Source organism: Bacillus sp. UNC41MFS5, from assembly GCF_000686805.1.
Genome location: NZ_KK366018.1, coordinates 1 through 18,567 on the forward strand (window position 1 = coordinate 1; position 18,567 = coordinate 18,567).

Sequence of the window (18,567 nt, forward strand, 5' to 3'; positions counted from 1 at the left end):
TCAAGGCATATTACGATGATGGCATTAGGCGGTGCCATTGGGGCAGGTTTATTTAAAGGAAGCAGTTCAGCAATTGATATGGCAGGCCCATCCGTACTAATTGCTTACTTGATAGGGGGCATCATCCTATTATTCATCATGCAAGGTTTAGCTGAAATGGCGGTCCGTAATACCGGTGCAAGAACATTCAGGGATCTTGTCCAATCTATTTTAGGAGAGTATCCTGCCTATTTCCTTGATTGGATCTATTGGAAAATGTGGGTATTGAACATCACGGCCGAATCAGTCGTTGCGGCTATTTTCATTCAATATTGGCTGCCTAAATATCCAATCTGGATACTGGCATTAGCTGTTTCTGTTTTAGTTACAGCAATCAACTTGCTATCAGTAAAGGTTTTTGCTGAAACGGAGTACTGGCTTGCTTTAATTAAAATTACCGTCATCATTGTGTTCATCATGGCGGGATTATTGTTGCTGCTCGTGACGTTTGGTGATCATACAGCAGTCGGTTTCTCTAATTTGACTGACTATGGCGGTTTCTTTCCGAATGGATCAACAGGTTTAATCACTGCGATGCTGGTGGTAATTTATTCATATGGCGGTACAGAAATTATCGGGGTCACATTGGCAGAAACGAAAAATCCTGAAAAAGTGGTTCCAAAAGCCGTTCGCAGTACATTGGTCAGGATCATTTCTTTCTATATCATTCCATTTTTCATCATCGTTAGTTTAATTCCTTGGAACGAAGTAAACGGGGTGCCTGAAAGTCCGTTTGTGATGGTCTTTCAAATGATAGGGATTCCAGGTGCTGACCATATTATGAACGCCGTTGTTCTAATAGCGATTATTTCATCGATGAACTCTGGATTATATGGTTCATCCCGTGTTCTGTATTCACAAGCCGTGGACGGTCGCATTCCGAAAATCTTTTCAAGTTTAACCAAGAAGAAAGTTCCTGTTTACGCAATATTCATGTGTACTTCCACTTTATTTGGCGGTGTACTGATTTCCTTATTTGCTGGAAGCAAGACCTTCGATTTCCTGATGGGATCGCTGGGATATCCCGTATTATTCATCTGGTTGATCATTGCCTTCGCCCATTTGAAATCACGTAAACAACAGCCCGGAAAAACAAGTGCCTATTCAGTTAAATGGTTCCCGTATACGACTTGGGCTGCGATCATCGCTTTAATTACGATCCTGATCGGAATCATTTTCACGACATCCATCATCGTAACGATCATTACACTTTGCATCTACATCTTTATTACCTTAACGTATGTATGGAAAAGACGTATTAACAAAATCTAGCAGAAGTTATTTTCCGAAAATTGGATAGTGGCAAATTTAAAATATTGCTATAGATTTCATCAAATGGTACACTTATAATACGAACTATTTGAATTTTCTCATTTGAAAACATATAAGACATACAGATTCGAGTCTTTAGACAGTCGCTTAAAGAGCTATCTTTAAGCCGTTCTAAAGGCTTTTTTGTTGTTCCCGCAAGTTTGAACGCTAGTAAAAATCATTAAATTATTGGAGGTGATTGAATGAAACTTGCCTTGCAAAGGCTGCGAAGGAATGTGTTGTGGTACCGTCCTAACTAAAATGAACGAAAGAATATTCTATTTAAAAAGGAGTCAGTAATACTATGATTATTGAAACAGATATATCTCTAGAAGGAAATTCAATTTCGCTTATTCCTCTCGAGGTGAAGCATAAGGAACAATTATTTGAAGCTTTAAAAAGCCCTGAAGTATGGAAATATTCCTTGCGAAAAGTTACCACAGTGGAGGATATAGAGCAAATATTAATGATAGCTCTTAATAATAAAAAAGACGGGAAACATATACCTTTTATTGTTAAGGATAAACTGAAAGGTAAAGTATTAGGGACAACTCAAATTTGTGGTATTGATAAAGTAAATCGTAATGTGGAAATAGGTTGGACTTGGCTTTCACCAAAAGTTTGGAGAACAAAAGTAAACACAGAATGTAAATTCTTATTACTTAAGTATTGTTTTGAAGAATTAAAAGTAAATCGTGTCCAATTTTCAATTAGTGAAGAAAACTTACGTTCTCAAAAAGCTGTTGAACGAATAGGAGCAACAAAAGAGGGAACTTTTCGTAAACATAGAGTAAAGGCAGACGGAACCATTCAAGACAATATATTTTACAGTATTATTGATGATGAATGGGAGTCAGTAAAAGAAAAATTGATTTATTTATTAGAGAAAGCATACTGTTAGTCTCTTCATTATTCTATTGGGAAGAGGCTTTATTTTGTTTAACTATCAACTTGATTCATAGATAGTAAACACTAAGAAAATTTGATGAGAAGGAAGAAGGATAAAATTTCCATGACTCTAATTAATGGAGTAGTTCTCTTATTAATAGGTCTTATATCTTCTCTAACCTTATTGATTTCTGGGTATAAGGATTTAAAAAAGATGAAAAATAACTGTTCATAATTAAATTGGATATATATATTAAAATAATAGTGAAGATGATGAAGAAGTATACTTAAGGTAAATTCTCAACCAGTAATAATTATATTATTACCCTGAAGACATCAAAGGGTAGTTGCTGTTACAATTATTAATATAATTCTATTATTGAGAAACAAAGTTATATAGTTCGAAGATAAATTATCTTTCTTATATGGAAAATTAATTTAAATTAACCAAATTGAAAGTAGGTGTTCTAATGATGTATAGAATCGGAGTGGTTGGACCAAGTTGGTCATTAGAACGAATTCTTGGAATAGCTAAAGAATTTGAGCAGGGAATGGAATTTGTAGCTCTCCCTTATGAAGAACCTGAGGAAACAAAAAAAATTGTAAAAGATAATTATAAAAAGATTCATGCTTGGCTTTTTTCTGGCGAATTGCCATATGAGATCGCGAGAAAGGTTTTAGGTTCTAATGAAAATCTTTTGTATATTCCACATACGGAATCTAGTTTATACAAAAGTTTTTTAAATATAATCTATTCACCGGAAAAATTGATCAAAAGATTGAGTATCGATATATTCTCTTATTCCAACTTATTTGAAGAGGCAGTAGAACAGTTGTCTATGACATTTAATGAGATTTACGTGAAAAAGTTTGAACCAGATGATATTAATATGGAGGAATTGTTACATTTTCACCTAGATTTATGGGAATCAAATAAAATTGATGGAGCAATCACCTGTTTTCCAACAGTATATAAGCACTTAAAAGAAGCTGGTTTACCAGTCGAATGGATGTCAACTAGCCGAATGGAAATTCGCCAAACTCTGAGGATACTATCTGAAAAAATAAAAGGCTTTTACTTAAAGGACACTCAAATTGGTGTGGAAATTATTGAGATCGAGCATTTTGAAAGCATTATGCAGAAAGCGAAGAGTTCATATGATTTACAGTTTTTAGAGCTGCGTTTAAAGGAGATACTCCTTAAATTCTGTGAACAATTAAATGGATCATTGATAGAAAAAGGGTATGGTAAATATGTGATATTTAGCTCCCGTGGCGCGATTGAACGAGAAATTCCTATGTTAGAACATACATTAGAACAGTTGTCTCTAGAATCGGAATCGACGGTTGTTGTAGGAATCGGATTTGGAGAGACAGTCTTTTCTGCAGAAATAAACGCGCAGGTGTCAATTAGGCAATCAAAGGAAATGCCTGAACGGAAGATACTTATTGTCCAAGACAACGGAAAGATTACCGAGTCCATTGGGAAAAAAGAAGAGATAACCTACTCCTTTCGTACGGAGGATAAAGATTTTTTACAGAAACTGAAAAAGGGTAATATTAGCGTTAAAACTTTTCACAAAATTGATGCTCTAATCAGGAAAATGGATTGGAACGACTTTACGACAAAGGATTTGGCCGCACACCTGAATATGACAGAACGGAACGCAAGACGTATTGTAACAGATTTATGTGAAGTTGGTCTAATTGAGTGTATTGGAGAAGAATCTTCCTCTTTTCGTGGAAGACCTAGTAAATTATATCGTTTAAAATAAACATCCATATTTGGGTGTTTATTTTTTGTTTTTAGAAAATTCATATAAATAGTTGAAGAAAACGCTATCATCGTTTAAAATTCATTTAAGGAATATTTTCCTTAAACACTCTTTAAATGAATTTTCGCAGGGATGTACGAATATTGTGAAAATTAATTGATGACTAAGGGAGGGAGGGTAGATTGGATTAGATTTCTTTGTGATGTGATTTTTTATGAATATCCCAAGATTGGATAGGTTTTCTGGTTATTTATTACTATGTAATAGAAAGGGGTTACGATCTGTTCCATTTTATGTGGAAATATTTATCGGCTGTATATGCGGTCTTTTTTCTTATTTGCACAATCCTTGCACTTCGCATTCCGCTTCCAAAGGGCAGCCTGTCTTTCGATCATGTAAATGTCGGTATGTTTTTGCTCGCGCTCGGCATTTATGCCATCTGGCAGATCTCATACGGGCCATACGTTGCTGATTATTCACGATACCTGCCAGAAGATACGCCCCACTCACAAACATTTTGGTACACCTATTGTGGATCAGTGATAGCAAGTATCTGGATGATGATATTAGGTGCATTCTTAACTGTCGTGATTCTGAAGTTTGCAGCCTGAAAGGTAAGTTAATATTTTAAGAAGATGAAAGTAGGTGTTGTTTATGGATGCTTTTCTGTCAGATTTACTCACAACTTCAATCCAAAAACATTACAGTGAAATGGTTGCTTTAAGTGACGATTTAGCTGCAAATCCAGAGGTGTCAGGGGAAGAGTTCGAAAGCAGCAAGAGAATCGTAAATATTTTAGAAAGAGCTGGCTTCGACGTTCAATATCCTTTCTCTGGTTACGAAACTGCTTTTTGTGCTGAGTTAAAAAATGGTGAAGGCCCTTCTGTTGCTATATTAGTAGAGTACGATGCACTTCCGGGCATCGGACATGCCTGTGGTCATAACTTACATGGCTCTATGTCTGTTTTAGCGGGGCTTGCCCTTCACGAGTTGAAAGGTAATTTTAAAGGAAATCTTTACGTAATCGGAACTCCAGCAGAGGAAACATTTGGGGCAAAAATCAGAATGGCTAGAAACGGTGTATTTGATAAAATAGATTTTGCCATCATGTTGCATAGTTACATGGGCGGAATGAATGAACCTAATGCAAAGTTCCTTGGGCTAAAAAACTTTCAATTCAAATTTTTCGGACAGACTGCTCATGCGGCTGCATGCCCATGGGATGGGAGAAATGCTCTAACTGCCGCAAGAAAATTTGTTGATTTGATTGATGCAAGAAGACAAACCCTTACAAAAGACGTAAATATCAATCAAATTTTTACAGATGGTGGTAAAGCATCTAATGTAATTCCTGATACAGCTGAAGTGATAGTAGAATTTCGTGCTGACTCTTTTGCCTCCATAGAATCAGCGCAAAAAGCAATCTTAAATTGCGCAAAAGGAGCCGCTATCGCTTTCGATTGCGAATTCGAATGGAAACGTTCGTACGAAGACTTCGCAGACATGGTGAGTAATGGGCCGGCTGAGAAAGAAATGAAGAATATTATGGAATCTCTTGGTTTACGTGTGAATGACATTTCGGGTCCATTAGGTTCATCTGACATCGGCAATGTGAGCTATTGTTGCCCAACATTACATCCGATGATTTCGATTACGGATGAACAGTGTGCCCTTCATACCACCGATTTCGCAAAAGCAACGACAATGCCCAAAGCGCATGAAAGTCTAAAAAATGGCGCGGAAATGATTAGTCGCATGGTTTTAAAAGTTTTTCTGGATGATGAATTTAGAGGAAATGTCCACAGGGACTTTGAGCAACAAATAGCAATTAAAAAGTGGATTTAGGAGTGGATTTATAAATAATACTATTGAGGAGTGTTTTGATGACAAAGAAATTTTTTTATGGTTGGATCGTTGTTTTTGCATGTACTGTCTTAACAGCGCTTGGAACTGGAGTTGTCTCATCCCTAGCAGTTTTTTTGTCACCAATGGTCAAAGCTAAAGGTTATTCTATAGCTGGTGCTTCTTCTTTAATATCACTCTATTTCATTGGTACCATTGTTGGTAATATTTTATTAGCCAAATTGCTTAGCAAAGCAAACTTAAAGATAGCTGTTCTGGCCGCTGGTATAATACAAGGAATGTTGATTATCGCAATGAGCAAAATTGATTCCTTGAGCATTTTGACGGTTATTACTTTCCTAATTGGTTTTATTATAGTTTCAGTTTCTGTATTACCTGTTCCAATAATTATAACAAACTGGTTTAAGGCAAAACGAGGAACAGCAATGGGTATCGCTATTGCTGGTGTTGGACTTGGAGCAGCCATTTTCGCACCAAGTTTGAACTTAGTCATTTCTAGCTCAGGTTACAAATCAGCTTTTGTTGTTTGGGGTGTAGCCGTTATTATCCTTGCCGTTATTTGCGGAACCCTTATTTATACTCGCCCTGAAGATAAGAATCTAAAAGCTTATGGGTTAAACGAAGGTGACCCTGAAGTACCAGCTGAAACAACTTCAGAGGTTCAACCAAATTCAAGCGTTGGAATTTCTTTGGGTCAATCATTCAAAACTTCTGCGTTTTGGCTTGTTGTTGTCTTTGTAATTGGAACATCAATTCCGCAAATGATTGACGTCGTTCAAACTCCATCCTATTTGACTGATATCGGTGTTAGCGACGTTCGGCTCAGTCAGATTCTTTTTGCATTTGGTATCTGTTCAATGCTTGGGAAAATGACTATTGGCTATTTGTTTGATAAGTTTGGACTATCGAAAGGTTGTATGGCTGGTTTTACGTTAGGTGTCATCACACTCGTTTCGTTGGTACTTCTTGGCAAATCTTCAGGGCTTGTATATCTTTATATCCTATTTGGTGGTGCAGGTTTGAACTTTAACTTTGTAGCATTGCCAATCTTTACTTCCAAATTTTTTGGGACAAAGCACTATGCTACTATCTATTCAGGTTTATATGCGTTTTTCATGTTTTTGGCATCTATTCTTGGAACCGTATCTGGGATTTTAGTTGAAAAATTTGGTTATTCATCTTCTTACTTAATCGGATTTATTTTCTTAGTCGTTGCTATTTTTGCATGTATTTCATTACTCAAAGTAAAAAAGCCATGGCTTGATGCTACCAAGAATGAAATTATTCATACAGCAAGAAATATATAGTAAATGTTATAAAATCCACCCCTTCCATAATTGAGTAAAGTATGAACATACTTACACAACTAATTAAACCGCATTCGGAATTACGAGAGCAGTTTAATTTTAAAAAAGCTTAACGAGGGCTTTTGTGCCCTCTTTACATTTTTTTACACCTGTATGGCGCTTTTTGGACTTATCTCGGACTTACCCTTATTTGTGTTTCAAGTTTCGGACGCACTTATTGGGTTATTAACATGCAAATTTTTTACCCCTTAATCTTTAACTAAATTAGTTTTTAATGGTTGGAAATTGATTCGAAATTTCTAAGTTAATTAATACGATTGGTTAATTTTGAACAAGAAGTGAAAAAAGCCAAGAATAGTATGTTCCCTGGCTTTTTTCATAATTTGACTGGATTAAGGTCAGTATCAGTATTGACACTTCCTAACCATTTTCATTCTCTGTGGTGCAGCACTGATTTTGTGCTGCATGGATGGCTAACGGGGCAGTTTACTTGAAGAAGGATTGTTGATTCTATCTGCCCAATTGATTATTAAAAATAGAGGTGCTTAATGGATATTTTGTATAATGAGAAATATCATCTGCATTTAGGTTTTTACGAGGATAATTGTGATTATGAGTCGATAGCAATTAAAAGAAAATCTGAGGATATATGGGATATATTCTTTGATTTTAAAGGATATGGGTTTAAAAATATTACTCCAGAAAGCCAACTATTATTAGAACCCTTTGGAAAAAGAATATTTTCCATTTACAATAAAGAAATTGATTATGATATAGGAGTACAGCAGTTTAAGAAATGGTTATCCATTAATAAAATAATTTAAATCGTTAGGCGTTTTGTTGTGCTAACAGGGGCCGTAGAGTATAAGTCAAAATCATCTCAAAAAAATAAAAAAGAAGGTGTGTAACCAATTGTTTTCTTGGAGGATAACAAAATATAACCCAAAAAACAGAGATGAAAAAGGTAATTATCTTGATGACAAGGAATGGACGTGTTTTTCAGAGGTAGGAACTGAAGTATATGAAGAAGATTATTTGAAAACAGAATCAAAATACATAAACGCCATTACTACTTTTATGGATGAGATGGGTTTAAAAAAACTATATATAGGTGCTTTGGAGATATGGTCTGACGAGGTTGAAAATCAAAATGCTTCTCCCTTTTTATCAAAAATGTGGGTGGGCAAAAGCATAACTATGCAAGAAATCAAAGAGTTAGCAAAGTTAACATTACGGAATGTTGTTTGGTGTAAATTAAGTTACAAAAAAGCGATTGTTCAATAAGAGCAGTCGCTTCTCTTGTTCTGCTAAACCAGCTAATAGTTTGTCAATATTTTTCAATAAAAATCTTATAAACCAAATGATATACTAAAAATAAGCATGCCAAATAACCTTCCGTTATTCTAAAATTGGAAGGTTTTGTGTTATTTAGTTAGACTTAGTTGCTAAGCTATATCTTGGAAAGTCGTTTTGCTTTTTAGTAAGGCATATATCCAATGTAAGAGTTTGTTTACACAGGCAATAACAGCTACTTTAGGCATTTTCTTCAGAAGTCAGAACGAGAAAATGTGACTTATAGCGTGATGGTGCAGGGGATGCTTTGAAGGGAAATGCGATGACCTCGTTAGGACTCCACCTTACCGAACAGGCAGGTTTCTAGTCTATAAGGGTAATCCGAAGTGACGAAGAATGGGTGGAGTAGTCAGTCATTCTCATAGTACGGAAGTAACTTGATGACCATAACATCAAGTGAACGGAAGTAGAATGACCTATGGCTCCAAGCCATGAACAAGATGTAATGCCAACAATCATGTTACTGCTGTAAAACCGTTTAAATGTACATCAAGGAAAGGAGTGGAATATGCAATTAATCAAGAGGGAAATTTAAATTACACAGTGTATATGGACAAATTCTATTTGTCCGCAAATTAACCCAAAGCTTCGAACATGTAAAAGCAAATAAAGGAGCAGGTCTTATTTTAGATGAAGCGACCAGTAGTATGGATACAAGAACCGAACTGCATATCCAAGAGGCAATGAAGACGTTAATGAATGGGAGAACAAGCTTCGTCATTGCTCATCGACTTAGACGATTAAGGATGCAGATTTCTTTTAGTTATCAATGACGGCGAGATTATTGAAAAGGGTTCACATAAAGAACTAATAAAGAGAAATGGTTTTTATAACAACCTCTATAACAATCAGTTTAGTCAGGGATATGAGTTCATTTGATTTGCCGCGTTTTTCTTTATCAGATGTGTAAAGAACCCTAGTATCTAAAAATATAATTTAAAAGGAGAACACATTTCGTTAATCAGCGAATGTGTTCTCCTTTATTTGTCTACTATTAATCTTAATAAGAACATATAGATTAGGATTTTTCCTTTCAATATATTTTTATTAGGTTAATCTGTATATCTAACACCTTTTAAGATCATATTTACCTTTGCTTTCGTATCTTGGACAATATTTTTTCGAAATTCCTTTGCCTTTTTGAAGGCATCCATCATTCCAGATGCTAAAATCTTAATTTCTCTCGTACGAATTGGTTCTTCTAGAAGAAAAATATATTCTTTCATGCGGTTTCACCTCGCAAGTTGTAATTTTAATATAATTATATATTATTTTGTAAGCGATTACCACAATTATTTGTGAACGTTTTCACTTATTACTATTTTCGAGAAGGTATGAGAATTCATAGGCGGAGAATTTCCGGCTAATGTATATAGAGGGAGCTTAAGAAGCAGCAATAAAAACTCTATCTATTTTGGTTCGCATTGGTCAACATACTATCACATAGAGAAAAAAGTAGAAATATTATAAGGTTAATACAAAATGCTATAATAAATAACTGATATCGTATAATTTACTGTTATAGTCGAAAGGTTGTGAGACGAAATGATTTCTTTAAGAAATGTTCAAGCTACAGATTTAGAACATCTGTTACTTATTGAGAATGGAGGCTTTCCGATAGAAGAAGCTGCCACGGAAGAAGCATTTGTGGAGAGGATTCAGTTAATACCTGATACCTTTATTGTGGCAGAAAAGGAAGGGGAGATCCTTGGATATATTAATGGACCTATCATTAATCAACCTTACATTACCGATGATCTTTTTGAGAAAATCAAAGAGAACCCGAAAAGTGGAGGATATCAGAGTATTTTAGGATTAGCTGTGTCCAAACAGTCAAGAAAGCAAGGGATTGCCAAGATATTAATTGATAAATTAGAAGAACTTGTAAAAGAGAATGAAAGAGTAGGAATCACTTTAACATGTAAACAGGAATTAGTTTCTTTTTATGAAAAATTTGGATTTGTTAACCATGGCATGTCAGAATCACAACATGGAGGAGTACGCTGGTATAACATGGTCAAATTGAAAGAGGCTATGGAATGATCCTTATTTTAATTAATGGGGCGTTACTTTAAGGCCTAGTTCCTTACAAAAAGCTATCTTTCCCTTAATGATAAGATAGCTTTTAACCTTATTTTTAAATATCCCACAGAATATTTTTTTCTTCTACAGGATTTTTAGTTCCGTTAAGTTCTAGTTGATAAAAAGCTAAGTCAAGCCATCTATTGAATTTAAAACCGGCCTTTTTTATTGTACCTGAATGAACAAAGCCAAAGTTTTTATGAATAGCAATGCTTTTTTCATTTGCCGCATCAATTCCTGCAATTAAGGTCATAAACTCACTTTCCTTGGCAATAGTGATTAATTCTTTCATTAAAGCAGTCGCAATTCCTTTTTTTCTGTATTCCTTATCTACATAAACAGAATGTTCAATGGAATATTTGTAAGCAGGCCACGCTCTAGAGGGACCGTAGGTAGCAAATCCAACCACTTTATGATCTTGTTCGCAAACTAATATTGGATAACCTTCATTCATCTTTTGTTCGTACCAAATTTGTCTGCTTTCTAGCGTTTGGGGTCTATAGGCATATACAGCAGTAGTATTGAGAATGGCATCATTATAGATATCTAAGATATCCATTAGATCTTTTTGAGTTGCTTCCCTTATCATTTCTTTCTTCCCCTCATAATAAATTTGTTTACTATATTTATTGTAGAATGTTCCATACAAAACGTAAAATTGAACTTTTTAACCGTTTGCTATAGGATAAAGTTATAGCAAAATCAGTTAAGGAAGGTGAGGCCATGACTCCCCAACAACTTCGATACATAGTAGAGATTGCCAAGCATAAATCTATTAGTCAAGCTGCTTCTGCACTTTTCGTAACACAGCCGAGTATCAGCAAAGCGGTGCGTGACCTCGAATCAGAGTTAGGGATAACTATTCTAGATAGAACCAATAAAGGCGTTGTCTTCACACAAGAAGGTACGGAGCTATTATTTTACGCAAAAAAGCTTCTAGAACAAATGGAGGCTGTTGTCCATCATTTTAACAAAGCAAAAACAATAAACTTAACAAAGTTTTCTATTTCATCTCAACATTATGGTTTCGCAATAGAGGCTGTTGCAAATGTAATGGATTATTTTGCCGAGCGGAAATACGAGCTGGCGATTCGAGAGGGTAAGACGACCGATGTGATTAATGACGTGTACGCAAGCAGGAGTATTCTTGGCATCTTATCTCTGACTGATTTAAATAAGCATTTTTTTGAGCGCTATTTCACCTCAAAATTACTAACATATACTCCACTTGCTTCATTGAAACAGCATGTCTTTCTACGAAAAGAACACCCTCTGGCTCAACTCGAAAGCATTACCTTGGATCAGTTAAGGGACTATCCTTATCTGACTTACCAGCAGGATGATATGCTGCTGCATTTTGCGGAAGAAGCCCTGAATGTAGATAATATCGGGAAACTAGTCTATCTCAAGGATAGAGGGGCAATGAATAATCTCCTTTCAAATACAGATAGCTACAATCTGGGAACAGGTTGTATCGTGAATAATTACATGAACCCCAATATTATCTCTATTCCATTGGACGGAGGCAATCTAATTCAAGTGGGATTGGTGAAACGAAACGATGTACTTTTGCCAGATGAGCTTCTGGTATATATTGATTTTTTAAAATTTGCTTTGGAAAAATCTAAGCCGAAGGAAATGTAGAGGTAGGGTAGAGGTCGTTTGTTTATCCTTTATTTTAGAAAAGCCTCTATTTCAGTAACCACCAAATCTTGATACGTCTATTATTAAGAAAAACACATTGAATTAGGGAATTCAATGTGTTTTTCAGCAGCTTTTCAAATGAGAAAGGTATTTTTTTATAATTAAGGCTTAACAGCTATAAATTCGTCAATAGTTTCAGGGGTATTTTTACCTTCTTTTCCTTGGAAAAGGTCGATATTAACGGTCACATCCATACAGCCAAGGTATTTTCCATTTTCATCACGTATAGTCATGAATTTTTGGTAAATTTGACCAGTTTCGCCAGTGCGTTTTGGGAACCAAAATTCCCATTCGTCGCGTGTTCCTGAACGGAAATCATTCAACAATTTTTTAACGTGGTGAGCCACTTTTGGGTGAAGCTCAAGAACCGGGCGACCAATCGCTTCTTTACGGCGACCAATCGCTTCTTTACGGCGACCATGCACGCGGTTTGGATTATTGGAATACCAGCGGAAAATATCGTTGGCATCACAAAAGCCCATTTCAAATGGCAAAAGATTGATAATTAAATCCAAAGTGCTTGCTTTAATCGCACCAGTTTCAAAATTAATCACAGCTTCAGGACTAATTAAATCTGACAATTTTTCTTCAGACATATATAAATCTCCTTTATGAGAAAAAGATTATAATATTAGTGAGCAAAAAAAACGCCCACAAATATTATAATCTTTTTATTACTATAGACCAATTTAATACTATTTCCAAATGATAAATTATTAACTCTGTTAAAATTTTTGATTTTTCCTTTTCTCTTTTTCTTTTTCTAAAAAAATCTTAAAATCTTCTTTAGTTATATCAGATTTCATTGCTTCTTTTACTAACTCAATCCATTCTTTTGGAAGATCAGACTCGCTTTTTTTCATACTTACCCCTCCATTAAAAAAAGATTTACTGGAAATTAGAGGATGCATTCGAGATTATTACTACTCTTAATATACTTTTCGGAACATAACGGTTTATTTTGGGTATCAAAATAATTGAAAAATAACTTATAAAGTCATCGTTACTTTTTTATGATGTTTTATCCGATTTTTCAAGTTTCATTCCAATATCATCCAATACTTTCAACTTTCCTTTAATAAACGCTCTGTAAAAATCCGACTTTTCCTCAGATAAAACAGACATATAGTATTCCTTCAAAAATGTAATGTAATCCACTAATTCTTCTAATTTTTCTTCAGGTTCCATTGTCTTCTCCCCCGGGCTGTTCACATAAAAACAGTACGTTTAAGTGAATCATCATTTTTGATTGCTAAAACACATCTCGTGAAGTTAGGCATCTGTCAGATTGAAAAGTCCCTCAACATAATTTTCGAATTATATATTTTGTTTATGTTGTTCAAAAGTAAATGATAAATAAATGAAAAATATGTAATGGCAAATTAACATTCGTCAACTTTTATGGAAATAGGTCAAAAGAAATTTTTTATTGAAGCATTTGTTGAAAAAGGATTAGTCCTTTTTAATGGCTGTTATTAGACTAAAGGAGGTTGGTTAATTGAACAAGATATATTGGTAAAATGTAATGAGATTTAAATTATTAAGGGGAGTCTATAAGTCAAAAAAGCCAAAGATATGGAATTTGTGTCTAATAAAATTAAATCAAGACCTAGGGGTGGAGAATGTTAGCTAACTTAAATGACTACTTAAAAGATATAATGGTGTATATTCCCGAAGGAGAAATCAGTCTACGAGATTTTCGAAACGAGAAAAAATGGATTAGTTCAAACTATAAATTTGGAATGCCGGGTATTAGAAAAAATTTAAAGGAATTAATTTGGAATGTTGAAATTAAGCCATTTTATCTTGCCAAATATACGGTGACAGAAGAACTATATGCGATTATTACGGGGGAGAAATTATTAACAACTACTGAGGTTCGAAAACCAGTCGTTAATGTTTCATGGATAGATGCAGTGAATTTTTGTAATTTATTATCTGAAACAATGGGTTATGAAAAGTTTTATGATTTTGATAGTGAAAGTAAATCAGTTATTTGCAATAATAATTCTAATGGTTTTCGCTTACCGACAGATTCTGAATGGCAATATGCATGTAAGGCAAAATCAAAAGGATATCGGTATGGTGAAATTGATGAAATCGCTTGGTTTAAAGATAATTCTAACGAACGAGTACACGAAGTTGGTAAGAAAAAGCCTAATGCTTGGGGCTTATATGACATGATCGGGAATATTTGGGAGTGGTGCTGGGACTTATACGATGAAGTGACATTTGGTAATTACAGAATAATTCGTGGAGGAAGTTGGGCAGAAGAAGAACGTGGATGTGGAGCTACTTGTCGTCGAAAGAGTATGCCTGATTTTTATATAGATGATATCGGTTTTAGAATTGCTAGATCAATCGTTTAATAATTAGAAATTCTGAATGGATATACGTTGTTAGAACTTTTCTTATTAAACTAGAGGACAGATTAAATTAAAAAGAAAACTGTGGTCTGGAAAATTAACTTTTGTTAGGGGGATAATATGAAGGAAAAAAAGGGTATTATGAAAATATTATTTGGCGACTTACCATTTTTATATTTGTTTAATATAAATTCAAAATTAAATTCATTTGACAAAGTCCTCAATTATATTTGGTATATTTTCTTTATTATTTCATTCATTTTAGTTTTTATTAGCGTTCCAGTTTCTAGTAATATGTACTTAATTATTAATATACCAATTTTGATAATGGTGCCTCTTAGTTTATTTATTCTTTCTCGTAAAGATTTTGGATTACAACGTTTCTTTTATTTAGGTTGCACAGTGTTTATAATGTTCTTATCTAATCAATGGATAGACCTATATTCCTTTGTAAAAAAAGATTATACAGTATTTGAAGGAGTTCCAAGTAAAGTTGAAAGGCTAGAATCTAGATATGGTAAAAGAGGTTGGGAAATAATTATTAACGACGACAAACTCTTGCTTCCTTTAAAACTAAAAAAAGAAGAGATTAAAAGAGGGATGGAAATACAATATCTACCGCATTCTAAATTTATTATTAAATATAAGTTTATAGATAAAAAATAACTGAACTTCATATTAGTCGGTAACCCCAAAGCTCCTTGTTTTGTTACAAGTAGGAGGGTGAACAGTTTTGCTGACGGAATCGAGTTCCACGGGTGCGACTTTCTACCCCGGCAACCGTAATAATAAGACCATAAACAAAAAGGTCAACCAGAAAAATCCGGCTAACCTTATAATACGAACGGGTGCGATGCTTAAGAAGCATCGTCTTTTCCCTGAATCTAAAATATTTCATGTATATGTTCTGTCTACTATTTGTTGCTTCCAGTTCAATTTAATATTCCTTGGATCATACCGGTACTCAATTGGATGTTTCGAGATTAATGGTGAAAACCATTGTCGTGCTTTGTGTCATGCGGTATTGGCCCATCCAAGGAATCCAGATATGAGACGGCTTGTTTGAAGTTCATCAAGAACAGTTGAGCCAAGTCCATGGAAAATCCATTTCGAACCACAATACGCATAATGGTTACTTCTTCCATGTCTGGAGGTAAAGGATAAGCAGGCACTTGCCACCCAAAAATGCGCAATTGTCGAGACAAGTCATAAAGATTCCAGTTTGATGTGTGTCCTTCTTTCAATTTCCATGCAAATACCGGAATATCTGAGCCATCTGAGAGTAATTCAAAAGGACCCATGTCCAGAATCGCTTTGCTGAGGAATAGCGCTACTTCCTGAGAAGTCTTTTGCACCTCATAGTATCCGTCTTTGCCTAGACGTAGATAGTTATAGTATTGTAGGAGTACTTGTGCGCCGGGTCGAGAGAAATTCAAGGCAAACGTCGGCATGTTCCCTCCTAAATAGGACACTCGAAAGATGAGTTCCTCAGGTAGATCACAAGCCTCACGCCAAATGATCCATCCAAGTCCCGGGTAAACTAATCCATATTTGTGTCCAGAAACATTGATGGATTTCACCCTTTGCAACCTAAAATCCCAAACTAAGTCTGGTTGAAGAAACGGTGCAATAAATCCTCCTGAAGCAGCGTCCACATGGATCGGAATGTCGAGACCCGTTCTGGCCTGATGCTCGTCCAAGGCTTTCGCAATGGCGGCGACTGGTTCGTAAATACCCTTATAGGTCTCCCCAAGAATCGGTACCACACCGATTGTATTTTCATCTACGGCAGCAAGTACTCCTTCGGGATACAAATGAGGATGTTCTGGACTAATGTTTACATAACGCGGTTCAACCTCCCAATAGTTAGCGAATTTTTCCCAAACGACCTGAACGGCAGAACTAAAGACGATATTTGGCCGGTCAATTGGCTTCCCTTGTTTTTTGCGTGCGTTTTGCCAGCGGCGCTTTAACGCAAGGCCCCCAAGCATACACGCTTCCGACGATCCTGTTGTCGAAACGCCCAAAGTAGTTTGAGGGTCGGGCGAATTCCAGAGATCGGCTAAAATTCGAACACAGCGTTCCTCTATCGCTGCCGTCTGCGGGTATTCGTCCTTATCAATCATGTTCTTGTCTACTGATTTCGCATATAAACTTTCAGCGGATGGCTCCATCCAGGTGGTTACAAATGTTGCAAGATTAAGACGGGCATTCCCATCTAGTGCGATTTCATCATTGACAATTTGATAGGCGGTTTCAGGTAACATGCCTTGATCACGCATACGAAAACGGGGAACCGCCTCTTCTCCTTTACGAGCGAATAGGGGATTTATAGAAAATTCATTAGACAACATTCTTTGCTCGATTTGCGTGCGGCGCGGGTGCCAATGCGGCATATAGGTTCCACACTCCTTCATGGGAATTAGATTTCTTATATTGTTTTGTCAATAAATGCCGTAAAATATTCATGACGCAATGTATCGTTCATAGATGAAAGCTTAATTGTTCTAATCTGTAGCTTTTTATTCCATAAAGCATATATGATAGAATATAGATAGTTTGCTACAAAATAAGCATGGGCTTTCAGCAGAAGGGATAAGTATGAAGAACAAAAATACTCAAATTAATCAAAAGATATATTACAGCATAGTGTTAGTGGTAATTGCACTTATGCTACTTGGGCTGTTTGCCGGTAATCCACTTCTACATCATCTTGGACCAGGATATATTACGCATGGTGTTTTAGTTTTCTTCTTATCTATATGCTTATTAATTTACCCTTTTTATAAGTCACATTTTCTTAGAATAATTATAATCGTCGTAGCCTCTACTTACTTTTATACTATCTTCTTTTCATATCCGAATACCTGGTCTAACTTTATATTTTTATGCTTCATTCCTGCCATTTCAATCTTGTTTTTTGATACAAAACTTTTTCATCTTTCCTTACTATTAAATACTTTCTCAATCATAATTCTTTTTAGCTATATTGCCATAGCTGATCGAGGAGAGCTTTATCCATATATAAAAGAAGACTTAATCGGAAATATTATTAACTTTTTAGGAAGCCAAGCCATTCTTTATTTTATTTTTTACTTATCGTATGGACGGTTGAAGAAACAGCAGCTCTACTATGAGCAAATTAAACACTCAGAACGTCTGAAAACAACTGGACAGATGGCGGCTGCTGTGGCACATGAGATTAGAAATCCCTTAACAGTGGTTAAAGGCTTCCTACAGTTATATGAAAAAGATAATACATATAATGAAAATAGTAAGCGGCATTTCTCGTTAATGATTAATGAATTAAACACGGCAGAACAGGTAATTTCTCAATTTTTATCCATTGCCAAGCCCGACAAAGACACAGAAACGGAACTAGTAGATGTAAAGTTTGTTCTTCAAAGTGTAACGGATCTACTCAATACTTATGGCCACCTACATGATAATAAGATTGTACTAAGTATGGTTGAGGATTGTTCTATCGCTGCGAATACCATTGAATTTAAACAGTTATTAATTAATATTATTAAAAATGCGATTGAAGCATCAAAAGATGGTGATTCTGTTGTAATTACTGCTGAAAGTAAAAAGGGCTTGGTTGAAATTAAAGTAATTGATAGTGGACAGGGGATGTCAAAGGAAGAAATGGATTCTCTTGGCACTCCATTTTACTCGTTAAAAAGTAAAGGAACTGGGCTAGGGATGATGATTTGCTTTAACATTGCTACAAAGTATAAAGGATCTATCGACTTTGATAGCGTAAAAGGTAAAGGAACAACGGTTACGATTCGGTTTCCAGCAACAAATACGAGTAAGTATAGAATATAAAAGGAGAACACATTTCGTTAACGAGCGAATGTGTTCTCCTTTATTTGT

At 35.3% G+C, this 18,567-nt stretch carries 19 protein-coding genes and 1 pseudogene; 14 read left to right on the top strand and 6 right to left on the bottom strand.

The window, feature by feature from the left end; translation table 11 throughout:
* From BR30_RS0123540 to BR30_RS38155, 9 genes and pseudogenes are all read left to right on the top strand, one after another.
* On the top strand, positions 1–1,311 hold a 1,311-nt coding region (locus BR30_RS0123540), incomplete at its 5' end, for an amino acid permease (RefSeq protein ID WP_026567138.1).
* 343 nt (positions 1,312–1,654) lie between these two features.
* On the top strand, positions 1,655–2,251 hold the full coding sequence (locus tag BR30_RS0123545; RefSeq protein WP_026567139.1) for a GNAT family N-acetyltransferase: 597 nt from the start codon (positions 1,655–1,657) through the stop codon (positions 2,249–2,251).
* Positions 2,252–2,711: 460 nt separating this feature from the next.
* The gene (locus BR30_RS0123550) at positions 2,712–4,013 is read left to right on the top strand and encodes a helix-turn-helix domain-containing protein (RefSeq protein WP_026567140.1); all 1,302 of its coding nucleotides are present in this window, start codon (positions 2,712–2,714) and stop codon (positions 4,011–4,013) included.
* Between the two features lie 248 nt (positions 4,014–4,261).
* The gene (locus tag BR30_RS0123555; RefSeq protein ID WP_269320652.1) at positions 4,262–4,624 is read left to right on the top strand and encodes a cytosine permease; all 363 of its coding nucleotides are present in this window, start codon (positions 4,262–4,264) and stop codon (positions 4,622–4,624) included.
* 43 nt (positions 4,625–4,667) lie between these two features.
* Positions 4,668–5,858: a M20 family metallopeptidase gene (locus BR30_RS0123560; RefSeq protein ID WP_026567142.1), complete on the top strand. Its 1,191-nt coding sequence runs from the start codon at positions 4,668–4,670 to the stop codon at positions 5,856–5,858.
* Between the two features lie 38 nt (positions 5,859–5,896).
* On the top strand, positions 5,897–7,183 hold the full coding sequence (locus BR30_RS0123565) for an MFS transporter (RefSeq protein WP_026567143.1): 1,287 nt from the start codon (positions 5,897–5,899) through the stop codon (positions 7,181–7,183).
* A 548-nt stretch (positions 7,184–7,731) separates the two neighbouring features.
* Positions 7,732–8,007 (top strand): DUF3986 family protein, encoded by a 276-nt coding sequence (locus tag BR30_RS0123570; RefSeq protein WP_026567144.1) that lies wholly within the window; start codon positions 7,732–7,734, stop codon positions 8,005–8,007.
* An 88-nt stretch (positions 8,008–8,095) separates the two neighbouring features.
* On the top strand, positions 8,096–8,467 hold the full coding sequence (locus BR30_RS0123575) for a hypothetical protein (protein ID WP_026567145.1): 372 nt from the start codon (positions 8,096–8,098) through the stop codon (positions 8,465–8,467).
* Positions 8,468–9,156: 689 nt separating this feature from the next.
* Positions 9,157–9,415 (top strand): annotated as a pseudogene (locus tag BR30_RS38155) (multidrug ABC transporter ATP-binding protein); the annotation flags it as partial.
* Between the two features lie 173 nt (positions 9,416–9,588).
* On the opposite strand, the gene BR30_RS36925 reads toward BR30_RS38155, so the two are convergent.
* Positions 9,589–9,762, bottom strand: a complete 174-nt coding sequence (locus tag BR30_RS36925; protein WP_155928801.1) for a hypothetical protein — start codon at positions 9,760–9,762, stop codon at positions 9,589–9,591.
* A gap of 319 nt (positions 9,763–10,081) precedes the next feature.
* Between BR30_RS36925 and BR30_RS0123585 the strand changes: the two genes are divergently transcribed.
* Entirely contained in the window at positions 10,082–10,579 is a 498-nt protein-coding gene (locus tag BR30_RS0123585; RefSeq protein ID WP_026567146.1) for a GNAT family N-acetyltransferase, read from the top strand.
* A 94-nt stretch (positions 10,580–10,673) separates the two neighbouring features.
* On the opposite strand, the gene BR30_RS0123590 is transcribed toward BR30_RS0123585, so the two are convergent.
* Positions 10,674–11,207: a GNAT family N-acetyltransferase gene (locus BR30_RS0123590; protein WP_026567147.1), complete on the bottom strand. Its 534-nt coding sequence runs from the start codon at positions 11,205–11,207 to the stop codon at positions 10,674–10,676.
* A 134-nt stretch (positions 11,208–11,341) separates the two neighbouring features.
* Here BR30_RS0123590 and BR30_RS0123595 point away from each other — a divergent pair, with 134 nt between their 5' ends.
* Positions 11,342–12,262 (top strand): LysR family transcriptional regulator, encoded by a 921-nt coding sequence (locus BR30_RS0123595; RefSeq protein ID WP_026567148.1) that lies wholly within the window; start codon positions 11,342–11,344, stop codon positions 12,260–12,262.
* Positions 12,263–12,423: 161 nt separating this feature from the next.
* Here BR30_RS0123595 and BR30_RS0123600 read toward each other — a convergent pair whose 3' ends face one another.
* From BR30_RS0123600 to BR30_RS36930, 3 genes are all read right to left on the bottom strand, one after another.
* Entirely contained in the window at positions 12,424–12,918 is a 495-nt protein-coding gene (locus BR30_RS0123600; protein WP_026567149.1) for a PAS domain-containing protein, read from the bottom strand.
* Between the two features lie 129 nt (positions 12,919–13,047).
* Positions 13,048–13,185: an anti-repressor SinI family protein gene (locus BR30_RS36180; protein WP_155928803.1), complete on the bottom strand. Its 138-nt coding sequence runs from the start codon at positions 13,183–13,185 to the stop codon at positions 13,048–13,050.
* Positions 13,186–13,333: 148 nt separating this feature from the next.
* Positions 13,334–13,510, bottom strand: coding sequence for a hypothetical protein (locus BR30_RS36930; protein ID WP_155928805.1), 177 nt, complete (start codon positions 13,508–13,510; stop codon positions 13,334–13,336).
* 434 nt (positions 13,511–13,944) lie between these two features.
* On the opposite strand from BR30_RS36930, the gene BR30_RS0123615 reads away from it, so the two are divergent.
* Positions 13,945–14,691, top strand: coding sequence for a formylglycine-generating enzyme family protein (locus BR30_RS0123615; protein WP_026567150.1), 747 nt, complete (start codon positions 13,945–13,947; stop codon positions 14,689–14,691).
* Positions 14,692–14,808: 117 nt separating this feature from the next.
* Complete coding sequence (locus tag BR30_RS0123620; RefSeq protein ID WP_026567151.1) at positions 14,809–15,354, top strand: hypothetical protein; 546 nt, start codon at positions 14,809–14,811, stop codon at positions 15,352–15,354.
* A gap of 317 nt (positions 15,355–15,671) precedes the next feature.
* Here the strand turns inward: BR30_RS0123620 and BR30_RS0123625 are convergent, their stop codons facing one another.
* Complete coding sequence (locus BR30_RS0123625; protein ID WP_035446082.1) at positions 15,672–17,084, bottom strand: glutamate decarboxylase; 1,413 nt, start codon at positions 17,082–17,084, stop codon at positions 15,672–15,674.
* Positions 17,085–17,289: 205 nt separating this feature from the next.
* Between BR30_RS0123625 and BR30_RS0123630 the strand changes: the two genes are divergently transcribed.
* A complete protein-coding gene (locus tag BR30_RS0123630; RefSeq protein WP_026567153.1) occupies positions 17,290–18,519 on the top strand; it encodes a sensor histidine kinase in 1,230 nt (409 codons plus the stop codon).
* Positions 18,520–18,567: the final 48 nt, after the last annotated feature.